Raw genomic sequence first — 17,380 nt, forward strand, 5'->3', positions numbered from 1 at the left:
TGGCTGAAGTCACCGGACCGGGCCAGAATCGAAACCGGAAAGGCCCGGGGGACGACGGGAGGCTGCAGTGGTGAGGACAGCGACACTGGGACCGGCCGAGCGCGCCGAGGCGCTCACGGCCATGGCGGAGCGCGAGTTGGACGTACTGGTCGTCGGCGCCGGAGTGGTCGGCGCGGGCACGGCCCTCGATGCCGTCACGAGAGGACTCTCCACCGGCATCGTCGAGGCCCGCGACTGGGCCTCCGGTACGTCGAGCAGGTCCAGCAAGCTCATCCACGGCGGCCTGCGCTACCTGGAGATGCTGGACTTCGCCCTGGTGCGGGAGGCGCTCCAGGAGCGCGGGCTGCTCCTGGAGCGGCTCGCCCCCCACCTCGTGAAGCCCGTCCCCTTCCTCTACCCGCTCCAGCACAAGGGCTGGGAGCGGCTCTACGCGGGCTCGGGCGTCGCGCTGTACGACGCGATGTCCCTCTCCTCCGGACACGGCCGCGGCCTGCCCGTGCACCGCCACCTCTCCCGGCGGAACGCCCTGCGGGTCGCGCCCTGCCTCAAGAAGGACGCCCTGGTCGGCGCCCTCCAGTACTACGACGCCCAGATGGACGACGCCCGCTTCGTCACCACCCTCGTGCGCACCGCCGCCGCCTACGGCGCGAAGGCCGCCAGCCGGGCCCGCGTCGTCGGATTCCTCCGCGAGGGCGAGCGGGTCGTCGGCGCGCGCGTCCAGGACGTGGAGTCCGGCGGCTCGTACGAGATCCGGGCCAAGCAGATCGTCAACGCCACCGGGGTGTGGACGGACGACACCCAGGCCCTCATCGCCGAGCGCGGCCAGTTCCACGTCCGCGCCTCCAAGGGCATCCATCTGGTCGTGCCCAAGGACCGCATCCACTCCACCACCGGGCTCATCCTGCGCACCGAGAAGTCCGTGCTGTTCGTCATCCCCTGGGGACGGCACTGGATCGTCGGCACCACCGACACCGACTGGGACCTCGACAAGGCGCACCCGGCCGCGTCCAGCGCCGACATCGACTACCTCCTGGAGCATGTGAACACCGTGCTCGCGACCCCGCTCACCCGGGACGACGTCCAGGGCGTCTACGCGGGCCTGCGGCCCCTGCTCGCGGGCGAGTCGGACGCCACGAGCAAGCTCTCGCGCGAGCACACCGTCGCCCACCCGGTCCCCGGCCTCGTCGTGGTGGCCGGCGGCAAGTACACGACGTACCGCGTCATGGCCAAGGACGCGGTCGACGCGGCGGTCCACGGCCTCGACCAGCGCGTCGCCGCCTGTGTCACCGAGGACGTCCCGCTCCTCGGCGCCGAGGGCTACCGGGCCCTGTGGAACGCCCGGGCCAGAACGGCGGCCAGGACCGGGCTGCACGTCGTCCGGGTCGAGCATCTCCTCAACCGGTACGGCTCCATGACGGAGCAGATCCTCGACCTCGTCGCGCGGGACTCCGGGCTCGGGGAACCGCTCGCGGCGGCCGACGACTACCTGCGCGCCGAAATCGTCTACGCCGCCTCGCACGAGGGCGCGCGCCACCTCGACGACGTCCTCACCCGGCGGACCCGGATCTCCATCGAGACCTTCGACCGGGGCACCCGCAGCGCGCGCGAGTGCGCCGAGCTGATGGCGCCCGTCCTGGGCTGGGACGCCCACCAGATCGACAAGGAGGTCGAGCACTACGAGAAGAGAGTGCAGGCCGAACGCGAGTCGCAGCGGCAGCCGGACGACCTGACGGCGGACGCCGCACGGCTCGGGGCGCCGGACATCGTGCCGATCTGACGGGCCGTCTCCGGCAGGAGGTCCGTGTCGTCCGGAATCCTGCGGGAACCTGAAGGGTGTCCGGGGGCGTCGTCATCCCGGAGTACGGACCCGGGGGCGGCACCGGTCCCGAGGTGAGGGACAATGGCCTCTCTTCCAGGGCGGGTTACCGCATCGCGCGGGAAGCGGCATACGCGGCGGAGATCAGGGATCGCAGAGGGGACGCATGTCGGAGGCGGAGCAGTCGCGGGACACGGCGAAGGACCCTCGGCGGGACGCCGCCGCGGGGGCCGCGACCGACGGCGACCGAGGGGCGGTCCCGGCCGCGCGCGAGGCGGAGCGGGACCCGCGGAACGTGAAGGACGCGCAGGTCACGGACGCTGCGCCGGGCGCGGAGGACGTCGTGGGCGACGCGGGATCCGAGGGCTCGGGCGGCGCCGAGGACGCGGGCGGCGCGAAGGGCGAGGCCGGCGGCGCGAAGGGCGACGCGGGGGCGGGTGAGCCTCGGGACGCCGTCGTCGGTGAGCCTCGCGACGCTGTCGTCGACGGGCCCCGGGACGCCGTTCCTGGCGGGGTGTCCGACGCGCCCTCAGGCGAGCCCGCCGGCGTGTCGGGCCGGCTGCGGGGCACCGAGCCGTCGACCGGCAGCGCCGGCTTCGGCGCGGGGGACGGCGACGGCGGCACCGGACGTGCCGAGCGGGGCAGTGGCTTCGCCGGCGACCGGATGCGCAAGGACCCGGTGACCGAGGGCAGGCTGCTCGCCGGCCGCTACCGGCTCGGCGTGGTCCTCGGGCGCGGCGGCATGGGCACCGTGTGGCGCGCGGTCGACGAGACCCTCGGACGTACCGTCGCCGTCAAGGAGCTCCGCTTCCCCACCAGCATCGACGACGACGAGAAGCGACGCCTCATCACCCGGACCCTGCGCGAGGCCAAGGCCATCGCCCGGATCCGTAACAACGGCGCCGTGACCGTGTACGACGTCGTCGACGAGGACGACCGTCCGTGGATCGTCATGGAGCTCATCGAGGGCAAGTCCCTCGCGGACGCCGTGCGCGAGGACGGCGTGCTCACGCCCCGCCGCGCCGCCGAGGTCGGCCTCGCCATCCTCGACGTCCTGCGCTCCGCGCACCGCGAGGGCATCCTCCACCGCGACGTGAAGCCGTCGAACGTGCTGATCGCCGAGGACGGCCGGGTCGTCCTGACCGACTTCGGCATCGCCCAGGTCGAGGGCGACCCCTCGATCACCTCCACCGGCATGCTCGTCGGCGCCCCCTCCTACATCTCGCCGGAGCGCGCCCGCGGCCACAAGCCCGGACCGGCCGCCGACCTGTGGTCGCTGGGCGGCCTGCTGTACGCGGCGGTCGAGGGCAGCCCGCCGTACGACAAGGGCTCCGCCATCGCGACCCTCACGGCGGTGATGACCGAGCCGGTCGACCCGCCGAAGAACGCGGGACCCGAGCTGGAGCAGGTCATCTACGGCCTGCTCGCCAAGGACCCGGCCCAGCGCCTCGACGACGCCCGCGCGCGGGTCCTGCTGCGGGCCGTGCTCGACGCGCCCGCCGCCGCGCCGGAGATCTCGCCCGAGGTCACCCGGGCCATACTCCTTCCGCCGCGACCCGACCGGGCTCCCGTCGCCCCGGCCGCCGACCGGGACGGGACGCCCGACGCGGGCGTCGCCGCCGACCGGATGCGGGGCGCGCTGAAGTCCGTGCGCAACGCGGCTGCCTCCGCGAAGGCCGAGCCGAAGGCGAAGCCGAGGCCGAAGGCGGCCGAGCCGCTGCAGGGCGGCGGCAGGCAGGCCCCGGCCCGTGCGTCGCTGACCGACGTCGTGCCGCGCCGCACGCTGATCATCATCGCCGCGGTCGCCGTGCTCGCCCTGCTCGGCACGATCCTGACGGTCTCCCTCACCGGGGGCGGCGACAAGGACAAGCAGAGCCAGGGGACCGGCGGCGCCACGGCGTCGGCCGGCGCGTCCGGCGGCGACGCGGACGGGTCCGGCGGATCCGAGGGCTCCGGCGGCAAGGGGCAGACGCCCGGCGGCCCCGGCCAGCAGGGCGGCGCACAGCCCGGGGGCGCCGGCTCCGGCGGCTCGACGGGCGACACGGGCACGACGGGGACCACCACCGGAACGACGACGGGCACGACGACGGGCACGACGGTCGGCACGACGACCGGGCAGGGCGGCACCAAGCCGTCCGGCAAGCCCAGCGGCGGCACCGGCGCGCAGCTGCCCGCCGGGTACGCCCTCGTCACCAACAAGCGGCTCCACTTCTCCATGGCGCTGCCCGGCACCTTCAAGCCCGGCTCGATACCGGGGTACGCCCTCGGCGTGATATTCAGCGAGAGCGGCGGTTTCCCGCGCGTCCAGGTCGACTTCAACGACAGCCCCAAGGACAACGCGCAGAGCGCCTGGGAGCTGGCCAAGGCCGGCGTGGCCGTCACCAGCCAGGACTACGAGCACATCGGCATCAAGCAGGTCTCCTACAAGGGTTACCCGACCGTCGCCGACTGGGAGTTCAAGCGGACGCAGAAGGGCATGACCGTCCGTGTGCTCAACCGCGGCTTCAAGGTGGACGCCTCGCACGGCTACTCCATCATGATCACCTGCAAGGCGGACGAGTGGGACGGCGCGGAGTGCCGGACGCTGCGGGAGACGGCGTTCGCCACGTTCAGCCCCAAGGACTGACCGGTGCCACGTATCGTGAGAGCTCGTGGACCGTACGCAGCCGACAATTGCCGCTAACTGCACGGTGCCGGACCGGAATTGACGGACTCGTGTGATCCGATGGATCCGCGGGTCCACGGGGGACAGCGTGCGCGCGTGGGGAGGCGTCGTGGACGACTACGCGGGAAGGGTGCTGGCGGACCGCTACCGCCTGCCGCTGCCGCCGACCGGCTCGGAGGCGGGCGCGGGCCCGGAGGCGCACGACTTCGCCGAGACGCGCGCCTTCGACACGTACAGCGGGCAGGAGGTCCTGGTCCGCCAGGTGCCCCTGCCGGAGTTCGTCGACGCCGAGGTGCTCGACGGCGCGGACGGCCCCGCCCAGCCCTACGGGAGCTCGGGGCGGGCGACCCGCCGGCCGGCCGAGCCCGTCGTGCGCCGGGCGATCGAGGCGGCCCAGGCCGCCGCGCAGATCCCCGACCATCCGCTGCTCGACCAGGTCTTCGACGTCTTCGCGGAGGCCGGTTCCCTGTGGATAGTGAGCGAGGTCGTGACGGCCAGGCCGCTCGCCGCGCTCCTCGCCGAGCAGCCCCTGAACCCGTACCGGGCGGCCGAGATCGGCGCCGACGTCCTCACCGCCCTGCGCGCGCTCCACGCCCACGGCTGGGTCCACCGGAACATCACCGCCCGGACCGTGCTCGTCTGCGACGACGGCCGGGTCGTCCTCACGGGCCTCGCGGTGGGCGCCGCGGAGGAGGCCCTCTGCGGCTACGCGCCGGTGCCGGAGCCGGGGGACGACGGGCAGGAGTTCGGGGCGAGGTTCGGGGCCGGGGCGGCGGCCGGGGCGGGGTCCGGGTTCGCGTCCCGGGAGTTCGAGCCCGATTTCCCGCTCGCGCCCGAGCCCGAGTTCGCCGAGGTGTACAGCTCCGACCTGTACGAGGCGGAGATCTACGAGGAGATCGAGACCGAGGCCGACGAGGAAGAGGCGGACGAGGAGGTCGACCGGGAGGTCGAGGAGGCTGAGGAGGTCGAGGAGGAGGTCGAGGAGGCCGGGGAGTTCTCGTACGGGACGGACTCGGACGACGAGCTTCTCGGGGAGGCCGACTACGGCTCCGGGCCCGACCCGTACGGGCCCGACCCGTACGGCGGCGAGAGCGACGGCGGTGCGTCCGACCCCAGAGAGGACGACACGCCCGGAGCCGACGCCTACGGTCGTGAGCCCTACGGGGCCGATCCCTACGGGGCCGACCCGTACGGCGCGGGGTCGAGGGCCTCGGCCGAGCCCCGGACCGGGGCGGAGCCCCCGGCCGCCGCCCCGCCGCCCACCGCCGACGTGCGGGCCGCACGGGCCGGGGCCATCGCGGCGTACCGCGCGGGCGCGCGTGCCGCGGCGCGGCTCGGCGAGGCGGGGGCGCTCCCCGGCCAGCGCACCGCGCCGACGGACCCGCCCGCCCCTCCGCCCCCGCCGGCCCCGGTGCCCGCCTCCGGCGCGCCCGAGCCGCAGTGGTGGTCGCAGACGGCGGACGACGACGACGAGGACGACGACGAGGACGACGAGGGCGGTACGGCGTACGGCGGCCCGCAGGCCGGTCCGCCGCCGCGCGTGTACCTGGCCGGCAACTGGAGCGACGGTCCGCACGCCGCGCGCGACGGCTCAGGACCGATCCCCGCCGGCGGCTCCGGACCCGGCCGCGGCCCTGTGCTGCCCGGCTCGGGCCGCCCGGCGCTGCCCGCCGGGTACACGGCCGCGACCCCGGACCCCGCGCGCCTCCCGGTGCCCGCCGGCGCCTCCGGGCCGTCGGGGGATGAGGGGCGCGTCGCCGTACCGGCCCAGGTCCACCGGGGCCCCACCACGCGCCTCGACGCCGAGCGGGCCCGCCAGACCCGGATCGCCGTCGTCGGCGCGGTCACCGAGCGCTGGGCGCCCGAGCAGGCCGGGCCCGTGCACGAGAACTGGCGGCTCGCCCCGCCGATCGGCCCGGCCACCGACCTGTGGGCGCTCGGCGCGCTCCTCTACCGGGCCGTCCAGGGCCACGCGCCCTACCCGGAGGACAGCGCCGCCGAGCTCGTCCAGCTGGTCTGCGCCGAGCCGCCCGCCTTCGCCGAGGAGTGCGGGCCGCTGCGCCCGGTCGTGGAGTCCCTGCTGCGCCAGGACCCCACCGAGCGCCCCGACTTCGAGGAGCTGCGCGGCTGGCTGCGCTCCCTCGTGCGGTCGGCCCCGGAGCCCGAGGCCGGCCTCGGAGTCGTACCGCTGCCGTCCTTCGACGAGACGCGGCTGCCGATCGTGCGCCGCCGCGGCGAACTGGTGCGCCGGCGCCGCAAGGGCGCGGGTGCGGGAGCCGGGGCGGGCCGCCACCGTCACAAGCGGGGCAAGGACCCCCGCCCCGCGCCGGCCGCGCCGCCCGAGGCGGCCCTGCACGAGGCCGGTCCCGAGACCCTGCACGACGGCGGGTACGACGGCGCGTACGAAGGCGGGTACGAGGGCGCGCGCGACGGCGGGTACGGGGCCGGATTCGAGGGCGGGCACGCCGACGCGCGGGTGGAGTTCGCGGAGGAGATCCCCCAGCGCGCGCCCCGCGCTCCGCGAGCCCCCCGCGCGCCCCGGAGTGCTGCCCGTGGCGAGGACTCGCCACGCGCCCTCGGCCGTACGCTGCTGCTCCTCGTCCTGCTCCTGCTCGGCGGGGCCGTGGCGTACGCCGTGTTCTTCCTGCCTGGCGAGGAGGAGCCCGGCGCGGGTGCTCCGCCGGCCGGCCAGTCCCCGCGTACCACCGCGCCGGGCACCGCACCCACGAACGGCCCGTCGGCGACCACGGACCGGCCCGCCGAGCCGTCGGCCGAACCGTCCGCCACTCCCTCCAAGACCCCGCCCGCGGCTGACCCGTCGGCGCCCGCTCTGGCCGCCGGGTACTCCCTGCGCCAGGACCCGGAGGGCTTCCGGATCGGGGTCCCGAGCGGCTGGCGGCGCAGCCCGATCAACGACGCCGGGCAAGTGCGCTACACGGGCGGCGACTTCACGATGATCGTGGTCCCGGGCAGGGACACGGTCGCCGACCACGGGTCCGACCCCTTGGAGTACCAGAACACCAAGGAGCCCGAGCTGGAGCCGTTGCGCGTGTCCAGCTGGTCGGGTACGGACTCGTCCCGCCGGGTCGACATCGGCACGACGGCGACGGCCACGGGCAGTTACTGGTGGCTGGACAGCGCCGGGCGCCAGGTCTCCGTACGGAACCTCGCCCTCATCGCCGGCGGCCGCTACCACCTCGTGCTGGTCATCGGCCCGAACAGCGAGCGCGACAAGGTCTCCGAGATCTACGACGAGGCCACGAAGGGGTTCCGCCCAGGGCGCTGACCCGTTCCGCCCGGGGCGCTGACCCGTCCCGACCGGGGTGCTGATCCGTCTGTCGTACCGGGTCGTCATCGGCCCCTGGTCACAGTGCTGTTCCTATGGCAGCCCCGAGGTTCCGCAGTCCCGGCCCCCCTCCGTAACCTGTCATCCGAAGGAACGGGCGGGGGCAAGTGGAACATTCTCAGAGCACAGGAGCGGGGTTGTTGCTCGCGGGTCGTTACCGGCTCGGCGAGTGCATCGGACGCGGCGGTATGGGCAAGGTCTGGCGCGCGCACGACGAGGTACTCCACCGCGTGGTCGCGGTGAAGGAGCTGACGGCGGGTCGGTTCGTGGCGGAGGCAGACCGGCTCGTGCTGCACGCGCGGACACAGAAGGAGGCCCGGGCCGCCGCGCGGATCACCCACCCGGGCGTGGTCACCGTCCACGACGTCCTGGAGCACGACAGCCGGCCGTGGATCGTGATGCAGTACGTCGACGGGCCGTCGCTCGCCGACGCCGCCAAGGAGTCGGGCGCGCTCGAACCCCGCGAGGCGGCCAGGGTCGGGCTGCACGTCCTCGGCGCGCTGCGGGCCGCCCACGCGGCCGGCGTGCTGCACCGGGACGTCAAGCCGGGCAACGTCCTGCTGGCGCGGGACGGGCGCGTGCTGATCACCGACTTCGGGATCGCGGCGATCGAGGGGGACTCGACGATCACGCGGACGGGGGAGATCGTCGGTTCCATCGACTATCTGGCGCCCGAGCGGGTACGGGGCGGCGATCCCGGTCCCGCCTCCGACCTCTGGTCCCTCGGGGCCACGCTGTACACGGCGGTGGAGGGCACCTCGCCGTTCCGCCGGACCTCTCCCATCAGCACGATGCAGGCCGTGGTGACCGAGGAGCCGCCGTACCCGGAGCAGGCGGGGCCGCTCGCGCCCGTCATCGTGGCGCTGCTGCGCAAGGATCCCGAGCACCGGCCCCGCGCGGACGAGGCCGAGCGGATGCTGCTCGACGCGATGGAGGGGCGGACGCCGCAGGCGGCACAGGCGTACGTGCCGACCCAGCGCGTGGCGAGGGGCGAGGTGCCCCCGGGCATGCTCGGTGGCGATCGGCGCGCCCCGGCCGACGAGGCGGGCCGGGCAGGTCAGGCAGGTCAGACGGGCCGGGCGGGCCAAGCGGGTCAGGCAGGTCAGACGGGCCGGGCGGACGACGTGGCTGCGGGGGACACGGCCGGAAGCACGGCCGGTACGGACGCGGCGGCGCGTCCGGCCGGTGGGTCGCGGACGTCCACGGCGCAGTGGCCCCACCCGGCTCAGGAGCCCCACCAAGCCCACGGACCCCAGCAGGCGCAGTCACCCCCCACCCTGGTGCCCTCCCCTTCCACGTCCACTGCCACATCCCCCTCCGCCTCCGGTCCCGCGCCTTCGGGCCGAGGCCGCTGGCGCACCGTCGCCCTCGCGGCCCTGCTCGCCGGTCTCGTCGCGGGCGGCGCCGTCTTCGCCGCCATGCAGTACGCGGGCGGCGACCGCGACGGGGGCGGCGGACGGCCCACGGCCACCGGCTCCGCCCCCGCCACCCAGGGCGCCGGGACCGACATCCCGGACGGCTGGCACCGCGTCGACGACCCGGCGGGCTTCAGCCTGCTCGTGCCGGACGGCTGGAAGCGGCAGACCGAGGGCGACCAGATCGACTACACCCCGGACAACGGCAATCACCGGATCCGGATCAGCATCGACCCGAAGCCCGACTTCGAGAATCCGTACATGCACGCCCTCGACCTGGAGCGGGTCCTGGAGAAGCGGATGGACTACACCCGGGTCAAGCTCGGTCAGGTCACCTACCGCGACCAGGTGAAGTCCTGCCAGTGGGAGTTCACCTGGACCGAGCGGAAGGACTTCCCCGGGCCGCGGCACGCGATCGACCTCATGTACTACGAGGACGACGGCACGGAGTACGCCCTGTACATGTCCTCGCCGGAGTCGAGCTGGGAGACCACCCGCGAGCAGTTCGACATCATGCTCCAGCACTGGCGGGCGCCGGGCGACTGAATCCGCCGGAAAATCTCCGGGAAGGGCCGTCGCTCAGCCATGAGCCGCTGATCAGGGCTTATGTGCCAGTGATCGCTGGCGCGATGTGCGCAGCCGGTGAAAACGCGTTACCGACGGGTACCCAAAGGGCGGAACGCCGCCTACGCTCGCCCTCATGACGGACTCGCAGGCCCCCGCCGCCCCCTCGGTTCCCGACGCCCCCGCCGCGAAGGACGGAGCGGCCGCGCCCGCCGGCGCCACCAACCCGGTCGCGCCCGCGCCCGCCGGTGCGCGGACCGCCGCCGACGTCGTGACGCCCGAGGTGGTCGCCCGGCTCACCCGGGGCGTCCTCGGCTCCGGCCGGACCGCCAACCACACCCCCTTCACCGGGGAGAAGCTGGCGGAGCTGCCCGAGTCCACCCCCGAGGACGTCGCCGAGGCCTTCGCGCGCGCCCGCGCCGCCCAGCCGGCCTGGGCCGCCACCCCGGTCAAGGCCCGCGCCGCCGTCCTCCTCCGCTTCCACGACCTGGTCCTCCAGCGGCAGTCCGAGGTCCTCGACCTCATCCAGCTGGAGACGGGCAAGGCGCGCCTCCACGCCCACGAGGAGGTCCAGGCGGTGTGCGTCGCCGCCCGCCACTACGGCCGCAAGGCCGCCTCCTACCTGCGCGCCAAGCGCCACACCGGAGTCGTACCGACCCTCACCAAGGTCACCGAGCTGCGCCAGCCGCGCGGGGTCGTCGGCCAGATCGCGCCCTGGAACTACCCGCTGGAGCTCTCCGTCGGCGACGCGCTCCCCGCCTTCGTCTCGGGCAACGCGGTCGTCATGAAGCCCGACACCGAGACCGCGCTCACCGCGCTGTGGGCCCGTGACCTGCTCGTCGAGGCCGGACTGCCCGCCGAGGTCTTCCAGGTCGTCCTGGGCGAGGGCCCGGTCGTCGGCCCCGAGGTCGTCAAGCACGCCGACTACGTCTCCTTCACCGGCTCCACCCGCACCGGCCGCGAGGTCGCCCAGGGCGCGGCGGCCCGGCTCGTCGGCGTCTCCCTCGAACTCGGCGGCAAGAACGCGATGCTCGTCCTGAAGGACGCCGACATCGAGAAGGCCGCCGCCGGAGCGGTCCGCGCCTGCTTCTCCTCCGCCGGACAGCTCTGCATCTCCATCGAGCGGCTGTACGTGCACGAGTCCGTCGCCGACGCCTTCCTCGACCGCTTCGCCGCCCGCACCAAGGCCATGCGGCTCGGCAGCTCCCTCGCGTACGGGGCGGACATGGGCTCCCTCGTCGGCGACCGGCAGCTGGAGACGGTCACGAAGCACGTCGACGAGGCCGTCGCCAAGGGCGCCAGGCTCGTCGCCGGCGGCGTCGCCCGCCCCGACATCGGCCCCCTCTTCTACGAGCCGACCATCCTCGACGGCGTCGAGGCCCCGATGGCCGTCTGCTCCGAGGAGACCTTCGGCCCGGTCGTCTCCGTCTACCGCTTCACGGACGAGGACGAGGTCATCGAGCTCGCCAACGGCACGCCGTACGGCCTCAACTCCTCCGTGTGGACCAAGGACTCGCGCCGCGGCCACGCCGTCGCGGCCCGGCTGCGCACCGGCACCGTCAACATCAACGAGGGGTACGCGCCGGCCTACGGCAGCGTGCAGTCCCCGATGGGCGGCATGAAGGACTCCGGTCTCGGCCGCCGCCACGGCTCGGAGGGCATCCTCAAGTACACCGAGGCCCAGACCGTCGCCCAGCAGCGGCTCATGCCGCTCGCGCCGTCCTTCGGCATGGACGACGAGAAGTACGCCGCGGTGATGAGCCTGTCCCTGAAGGCGATGAAGGCCCTGCGCCTGCGCTGACCCCGGACCTCCGTCCGTTTTCGCCCTTTTCCGTACGAGGAGAGCCATGACCGCGGTACCCCCTACCCAAAATCGGGATCAGGCACAGGACGACGGGCACGACGACGCGTACGACTACGACGTCCTCGTCGTCGGCTCCGGCTTCGGCGGTTCGGTCACCGCCCTCCGGCTCACCGAGAAGGGCTACCGGGTCGGCGTCCTGGAGGCCGGGCGCCGCTTCACCCGCGCGACCCTGCCGAAGAACTCCTGGGACGTGAAGAACTTCCTGTGGGCCCCGGCCCTCGGCCTCTACGGCATCCAGCGCATCCACCTGCTGGGCAACGTGATGGTGCTCGCGGGCGCCGGCGTGGGCGGCGGCTCCCTCAACTACGCCAACACCCTCTACGTACCGCCCAAGCCGTTCTTCGACGACCCGCAGTGGAAGGACATCACGGACTGGCAGGACGAGCTGCGGCCGTACTACGACCAGGCGCAGCGGATGCTCGGCGTCCGGCTCAACCCGACGACGACCCCCTCGGACGTGCACCTCAAGGCGGCCGCGCAGGCGATGGGCATCGGCGACACCTTCCACATGGCGCCGGTCGGGGTCTTCTTCGGGGACGGCGACGATGCCGACGGTACGGCGAAGGCGAAGCCGGGCGCGGAGGTCGCCGACCCGTACTTCGGCGGCGCGGGCCCGGCCCGGCGCGCCTGCACCGAGTGCGGCGAGTGCATGACGGGCTGCCGCCACGGCGCCAAGAACACCCTCAACGAGAACTACCTCCACCTCGCCGAGAAGGCGGGGGCCACCGTCCACCCCATGACCACGGTCGTCACCGTCACCGAGGACTCGCGGGGCGGCTACGCGGTGCAGACCCTCCCCACCGACAACCGGAAGAAGGGGAAGGGCCGGACCTTCCGCGCCCGCCGGGTGGTGATCGCCGCCGGCACGTACGGCACGCAGACCCTGCTGCACCGGATGAAGGACGGCGGGCTGCTGCCCCGGATCTCGCACCGGCTCGGCGAGCTCACCCGCACCAACTCCGAGGGCCTGGTCGGCGCGCAGACCACCGACCGGCGCTACCGCAAGCGGCACGGCAAGGAGAAGGCCGACTTCACCCGCGGCGTCGCCATCACCTCCTCGATCCACCCCGACGCGAACACCCACATCGAGCCGGTGCGGTACGGCAAGGGCTCCAACTCCATGGGCGGTCTGACCGTCCTCCAGGTGCCCTACGGGGCCCACCGGGTGCGCAACTGGTTCCTCAACCTGCTCAGGCACCCCACGCTCGCCGCCCGCTCGCTCTCCAACTGGCACTGGTCGGAGCGGACCATCATCGGCCTGGTCATGCAGTCCCTGGACAACTCCCTGACGACCTACCGCAAGCCCGGCGGGCTCGGAAAGGGCCTGCTCACGGCCCGCCAGGGGCACGGGGCGCCGAACCCGGTCCAGATCCCGGAGGCCACCCGGGCCGCCACCCTCCTCGCCGAGGAGATCAACGGCTTCCCCGGCTCCAACGTCGGCGAGCTGATGGGCACCCCGCTCACGGCCCACTTCCTGGGCGGCTGCCCGATCGGCGCCGACGCCGAGTCCGGCGTCATCGACCCGTACCACCGGCTCTTCGGCCACCCCGGGATCTCCGTCGTCGACGGGGCGGCGGTCTCCGCGAACCTCGGCGTCAACCCGTCCTTGACGATCACGGCGCAGGCGGAGCGGGCGATGTCCTTCTGGCCGAACAAGGGCGAGGAGGACCGGCGGCCGCGGCAGGGGGAGGCGTACGTACGGCTGGCGGCGGTCGAGCCGAAGTCGCCGGCGGTCCCGGCCGAGGCCTTCGGCGCCCTGCGGCTGCCGTTCCTGGGAATCCCGACGGTCCCGCCGAAGCAGGACCTGGAGAAGGACCCGAAGTAGGACCTGGAGATGGGCCTGAAGTAGGGCCCACCCGGCGAAAGGCCGCCCGAGGAAGGGCCTGGAGAGCCAGGCATGAGAAAAGGCGCTGCACCCCCCTCCGAGTGCAGCGCCTTTCCTGCTTTTGGTGATGCTGCATAGATGACCCGCGACCGACGGGATTGGTTGTAGCGGTTGCACAGGATCTTCGTGTGACGCGCGTCACGCTGGAGGTTCAGGGGGCGCGGGCGCGCGAAGAAGGGCCCCGTGCCGCGATTCCGGTCGCGGTACGGGGCCCTGGGCGTCGGCGCCGGGGGGTTGCGCCGAGCGGGGAGAAACGAAGGAGGGGGAGGGGACGGGGTTCGGGGTTTCGTTCTGAGCCGGTTGCGGCCGGCCCCGGGCGTCCCCGGGGCCGACCGCCCTTTCTGGGTGACCGGGCTGCTGTCCCCTGCTGCCCGGTCACACGCGCTGGTGCGAGGTCCCACGGCGCACCTGAGGTACGCCACACGCCCCAGCGAAGCCACGCGTGGTTTCTACAGGCCCGCCCCTGGCTGGCACGGACACCCGGACCAACGAAGCCGGGTCCGGGCCGGTCACGCGCCGTACGGGTGAGAGCGGTCCCGAACTCAGATGCGGGCCTTACCCGGGCGCGGTCGTTCAGATGCGCCCCCGGCACAGCTCCAGCATGGTCATCGCGAGGGCCGTGCCGGGCTTGCCCAGCGCGTCGCGGTACTGGCCGAGGACCTCCATCTCGCGCGCCAGGTTCACCCGGCGGCCGCCGGAGGAGATCCGGGCCTCCTGGATGACGGCCGAGACGGCCATCCGTTCCTGGATGAGCCCGATGATCCGGTCGTCGAGCGAGTCGATGCGGTCGCGGGCGCCACCGATCAGCGTCGCCGCCTCGTCGGTGCGGGCGCCGGTCTTCTCGGTGAGGGTGGTGTTCGTCGTCATGGTGGGGCTCCTCGCGGGTTCACGGTGTCGGATGCCCCGGGGCGACACGGCCCGGAAACGACAGAACGCCCCGGGCCTTGTCGGCCCGGGGCGCCTGGGAAGTCGCTTGTCAGTTGCTCAAGCAGCACGACCATGGCAGCCGGACGGGCCGGTGCCATAGGTAAAGACGAAGGTCGAGAGCTTGCGCATGGCGACAGTATGGACCCCGCCGCGGAGCCGGAGCCAACCCGGGTTCGGATGGTGAGACGAAAAGTGCTACCGGCGCGCCGGTAGAATCGACAAATAGCACCCCCCTTCGGGGGACCCCCTCCTACCGCCGGAAGGCCGCCGTAGTGTCATCAGCGACCCCCGCTGCCGCGCCCGACGTCACCAACCCGGACGTAGTCCTCGTTGTCGACTTCGGCGCCCAGTACGCCCAGCTCATCGCCCGCCGCGTCCGTGAGGCCCGGGTCTACAGCGAGATCGTCCCGTCCACCATGCCGGTGGCCGAGATGCTGGCCAAGAACCCGAAGGCGATCATCCTCTCCGGCGGCCCGTCCTCCGTGTACGCGGAGGGCGCCCCCCGCCTCGACCGCGAGATCTTCGAGGCGGGCGTCCCCGTCTTCGGTATGTGTTACGGCTTCCAGCTGATGGCGACGACCCTCGGTGGCACCGTCGACAACACCGGAGCCCGCGAGTACGGCCGTACGGAGCTGCACGTCTCCAAGGCCGGCTCGACCCTCTTCGAGGGCACCCCGGTCGAGCAGTCCGTGTGGATGTCGCACGGCGACGCCTGCTCCGCCGCCCCCGAGGGCTTCTCCGTCACCGCGTCCACCGACGTCGTGCCGGTCGCCGCCTTCGAGAACGACGAGAAGAAGCTCTACGGCGTCCAGTACCACCCCGAGGTGCTGCACTCCACGCACGGCCAGCAGATCCTGGAGCACTTCCTCTACCGCGGCGCCGGCATCGAGCCCAGCTGGACCACGGGCAACGTGATCGAGGAGCAGGTCGCGGCCATCCGCGCCCAGGTCGGCGACAAGCGCGCCGTCTGCGGTCTCTCCGGCGGCGTCGACTCCGCCGTGGCCGCCGCGCTCGTGCAGAAGGCCATCGGCTCGCAGCTCACCTGCGTCTACGTCGACCACGGCCTCATGCGCAAGGGCGAGACCGAGCAGGTCGAGAAGGACTTCGTCGCCTCCACCGGCGTCAACCTGAAGGTCGTCGACGCGCAGGAGCGCTTCCTCACGGCCCTCGCCGGAGTCTCCGACCCCGAGACCAAGCGGAAGATCATCGGCCGCGAGTTCATCCGGGTCTTCGAGCAGGCACAGCTGGAGATCCTCCAGGAGGAGGGCCCCGAGGTCGCGTTCCTCGTCCAGGGCACGCTGTACCCGGACATCGTCGAGTCCGGCGGCGGCACCGGCACCGCGAACATCAAGTCCCACCACAACGTCGGCGGTCTCCCCGACGACATCGAGTTCGAACTCGTCGAGCCGCTCCGCCAGCTCTTCAAGGACGAGGTCCGGATGGTCGGCCAGGAGCTCGGCCTGCCCGATGAGATCGTCCAGCGCCAGCCCTTCCCCGGCCCCGGCCTCGGCATCCGCATCGTCGGCGAGGTCACCAAGGAGCGCCTGGACCTGCTGCGCGATGCCGACGCCATCGCGCGCGAGGAGCTCACCGCGGCCGGTCTCGACCGCGAGATCTGGCAGTGCCCGGTCGTCCTGCTCGCCGACGTCCGCTCCGTGGGCGTCCAGGGCGACGGCCGCACCTACGGTCACCCGATCGTGCTGCGCCCCGTCTCGTCCGAGGACGCGATGACGGCCGACTGGTCGCGCCTGCCCTACGACGTGCTCGCCAAGATCTCGACCCGCATCACCAACGAGGTCGCCGACGTGAACCGCGTCGTCCTCGACATCACGAGCAAGCCCCCGGGCACCATCGAGTGGGAGTAGTCCCTCCCGTACGTGCCGAGGCCGTAAGCGCCTGAGGCCGTACGTGCCCGAAGCCGCCGCCCCGCGCCCGCCGCGCGGGGCGGCGGCTTCGTCGTGTCCGGGCTCTGGTGAGTTGCCCGGCCGGGCGTTACCTTCCGGCGCATGAGCGTGATACCGGACCCCGTCCCCGTCGACCGGCTCCACTTCGCCATGCCACCCGTCCACGCGACGGCCGAAGAGGAACGCACCCACCGCAGACAGCGGCTCGCGGCTGCGCTCCGGCTCTTCGGACGGCTCGGATACGAAGAGGGCGTCTCGGGCCACATCAGCGCCCGCGACCCGGAGCTCCCCGACTGCTACTGGGTGAACCCCTTCGGGGCGCCCTTCGCGGACCTCACCGCGAGCGACCTCGTCCTCGTCAACGGCGACGGGCAGGTCGTCCGGGGCGGCCAGCACGTGAACCAGGCGGCCTTCACCGTCCACGCCCAGGTCCACCGGGCCCGGCCCGACGTCGTCGCCGTCGCCCACACCCACTCCCTGCACGGGCGGGCACTCGCCGCCCTCGGCGAACTCCTCGACCCGCTCACCCAGGAGGCCTGTGCCTTCTACCAGGACCACGCCCTCTACGACGCGTACACCGGCGTCACCGTCGACGCCGAGGAAGGCCGCCGGATCGCCCTCGCCCTCGGCTCGTTCAAGGCGATCGTGCTGCGCAACCACGGGCTGCTCACCGTCGGCACCTCCGTCGACGCGGCGGCCTGGTGGTTCATCGCCATGGAACGCTGCGCCCAGGTCCAACTGGCCGCGCGGGCCGCCGGGAAGCCGGTGCCGATCGACCACCGGGACGCCGTCGCCACCCGCGAACAGCTGGGCAGCGACCTCGTCGGCTGGATCAACTACCAGCCGCTCTGGCGCAGGATCAGCCGAGCGGAGCCCGAACTCCTGTCGTAACACCATCGCTTCACCCTTCTGTACGTCAATGAGATGGCGCGGCAATCACTCTCCGGCGGGGCGCACACGGCGGCTCCGGGAGCCGCCGGTACGACACAATTCC

The 17,380-nt window shown here is 73.2% G+C and carries 9 protein-coding genes; 8 read left to right on the forward strand and 1 reads right to left on the reverse strand.

The features are described 5' to 3' along the window. The first annotated feature begins 70 nt into the window (after positions 1 to 70). The 6 genes from ACZ6K0_RS03135 (at position 71) to ACZ6K0_RS03160 (ending at position 13,495) form a co-directional block, all read left to right on the forward strand. Positions 71 to 1,777, forward strand: coding sequence for a glycerol-3-phosphate dehydrogenase/oxidase (locus ACZ6K0_RS03135; RefSeq protein ID WP_469229471.1), 1,707 nt, complete (start codon positions 71 to 73; stop codon positions 1,775 to 1,777). A 205-nt stretch (positions 1,778 to 1,982) separates the two neighbouring features. Then, positions 1,983 to 4,442 carry a serine/threonine-protein kinase gene (locus ACZ6K0_RS03140; protein ID WP_469229473.1) on the forward strand — a complete coding sequence of 820 codons (2,460 nt, stop codon included), beginning with the start codon at positions 1,983 to 1,985 and terminating at the stop codon, positions 4,440 to 4,442. A 148-nt stretch (positions 4,443 to 4,590) separates the two neighbouring features. Beyond that, positions 4,591 to 7,767 carry a protein kinase gene (locus ACZ6K0_RS03145; protein WP_469229475.1) on the forward strand — a complete coding sequence of 1,059 codons (3,177 nt, stop codon included), beginning with the start codon at positions 4,591 to 4,593 and terminating at the stop codon, positions 7,765 to 7,767. A 167-nt stretch (positions 7,768 to 7,934) separates the two neighbouring features. After that, positions 7,935 to 9,788: a serine/threonine-protein kinase gene (locus ACZ6K0_RS03150; protein WP_469229477.1), complete on the forward strand. Its 1,854-nt coding sequence runs from the start codon at positions 7,935 to 7,937 to the stop codon at positions 9,786 to 9,788. Positions 9,789 to 9,942: 154 nt separating this feature from the next. After that, positions 9,943 to 11,607 (forward strand): succinic semialdehyde dehydrogenase, encoded by a 1,665-nt coding sequence (locus tag ACZ6K0_RS03155; RefSeq protein ID WP_469229479.1) that lies wholly within the window; start codon positions 9,943 to 9,945, stop codon positions 11,605 to 11,607. Between the two features lie 46 nt (positions 11,608 to 11,653). After that, positions 11,654 to 13,495 carry a GMC family oxidoreductase N-terminal domain-containing protein gene (locus tag ACZ6K0_RS03160; RefSeq protein WP_469229481.1) on the forward strand — a complete coding sequence of 614 codons (1,842 nt, stop codon included), beginning with the start codon at positions 11,654 to 11,656 and terminating at the stop codon, positions 13,493 to 13,495. 633 nt (positions 13,496 to 14,128) lie between these two features. Here the strand turns inward: ACZ6K0_RS03160 and ACZ6K0_RS03165 are convergent. Further along, positions 14,129 to 14,422, reverse strand: a complete 294-nt coding sequence (locus ACZ6K0_RS03165) for a chorismate mutase (protein WP_469229483.1) — start codon at positions 14,420 to 14,422, stop codon at positions 14,129 to 14,131. Positions 14,423 to 14,754: 332 nt separating this feature from the next. Here ACZ6K0_RS03165 and guaA point away from each other — a divergent pair, with 332 nt between their 5' ends. Together guaA and ACZ6K0_RS03175 are read left to right on the forward strand one after the other, a co-directional pair. Beyond that, positions 14,755 to 16,347, forward strand: a complete 1,593-nt coding sequence (gene guaA / locus ACZ6K0_RS03170; protein ID WP_376412710.1) for a glutamine-hydrolyzing GMP synthase — start codon at positions 14,755 to 14,757, stop codon at positions 16,345 to 16,347. Positions 16,348 to 16,488: 141 nt separating this feature from the next. Further along, positions 16,489 to 17,277 carry a class II aldolase/adducin family protein gene (locus ACZ6K0_RS03175; RefSeq protein ID WP_376412707.1) on the forward strand — a complete coding sequence of 263 codons (789 nt, stop codon included), beginning with the start codon at positions 16,489 to 16,491 and terminating at the stop codon, positions 17,275 to 17,277. Positions 17,278 to 17,380: the final 103 nt, after the last annotated feature.

Source organism: Streptomyces sp. NPDC042346, from assembly GCF_055581845.1.

What these genes read in the sequence shown, in the direction of transcription:
- ACZ6K0_RS03175 (WP_376412707.1), top strand. Translation starts at nt 16,489, where the DNA reads ATGAGCGTGATACCGGACCCCGTCCCCGTCGACCGGCTCCACTTCGCC.
- ACZ6K0_RS03155 (WP_469229479.1), top strand. Translation starts at nt 9,943, where the DNA reads ATGACGGACTCGCAGGCCCCCGCCGCCCCCTCGGTTCCCGACGCCCCC.
- ACZ6K0_RS03160 (WP_469229481.1), top strand. Translation starts at nt 11,654, where the DNA reads ATGACCGCGGTACCCCCTACCCAAAATCGGGATCAGGCACAGGACGAC.
- ACZ6K0_RS03140 (WP_469229473.1), top strand. Translation starts at nt 1,983, where the DNA reads ATGTCGGAGGCGGAGCAGTCGCGGGACACGGCGAAGGACCCTCGGCGG.
- ACZ6K0_RS03165 (WP_469229483.1), bottom strand. Translation starts at nt 14,422, where the DNA reads ATGACGACGAACACCACCCTCACCGAGAAGACCGGCGCCCGCACCGAC.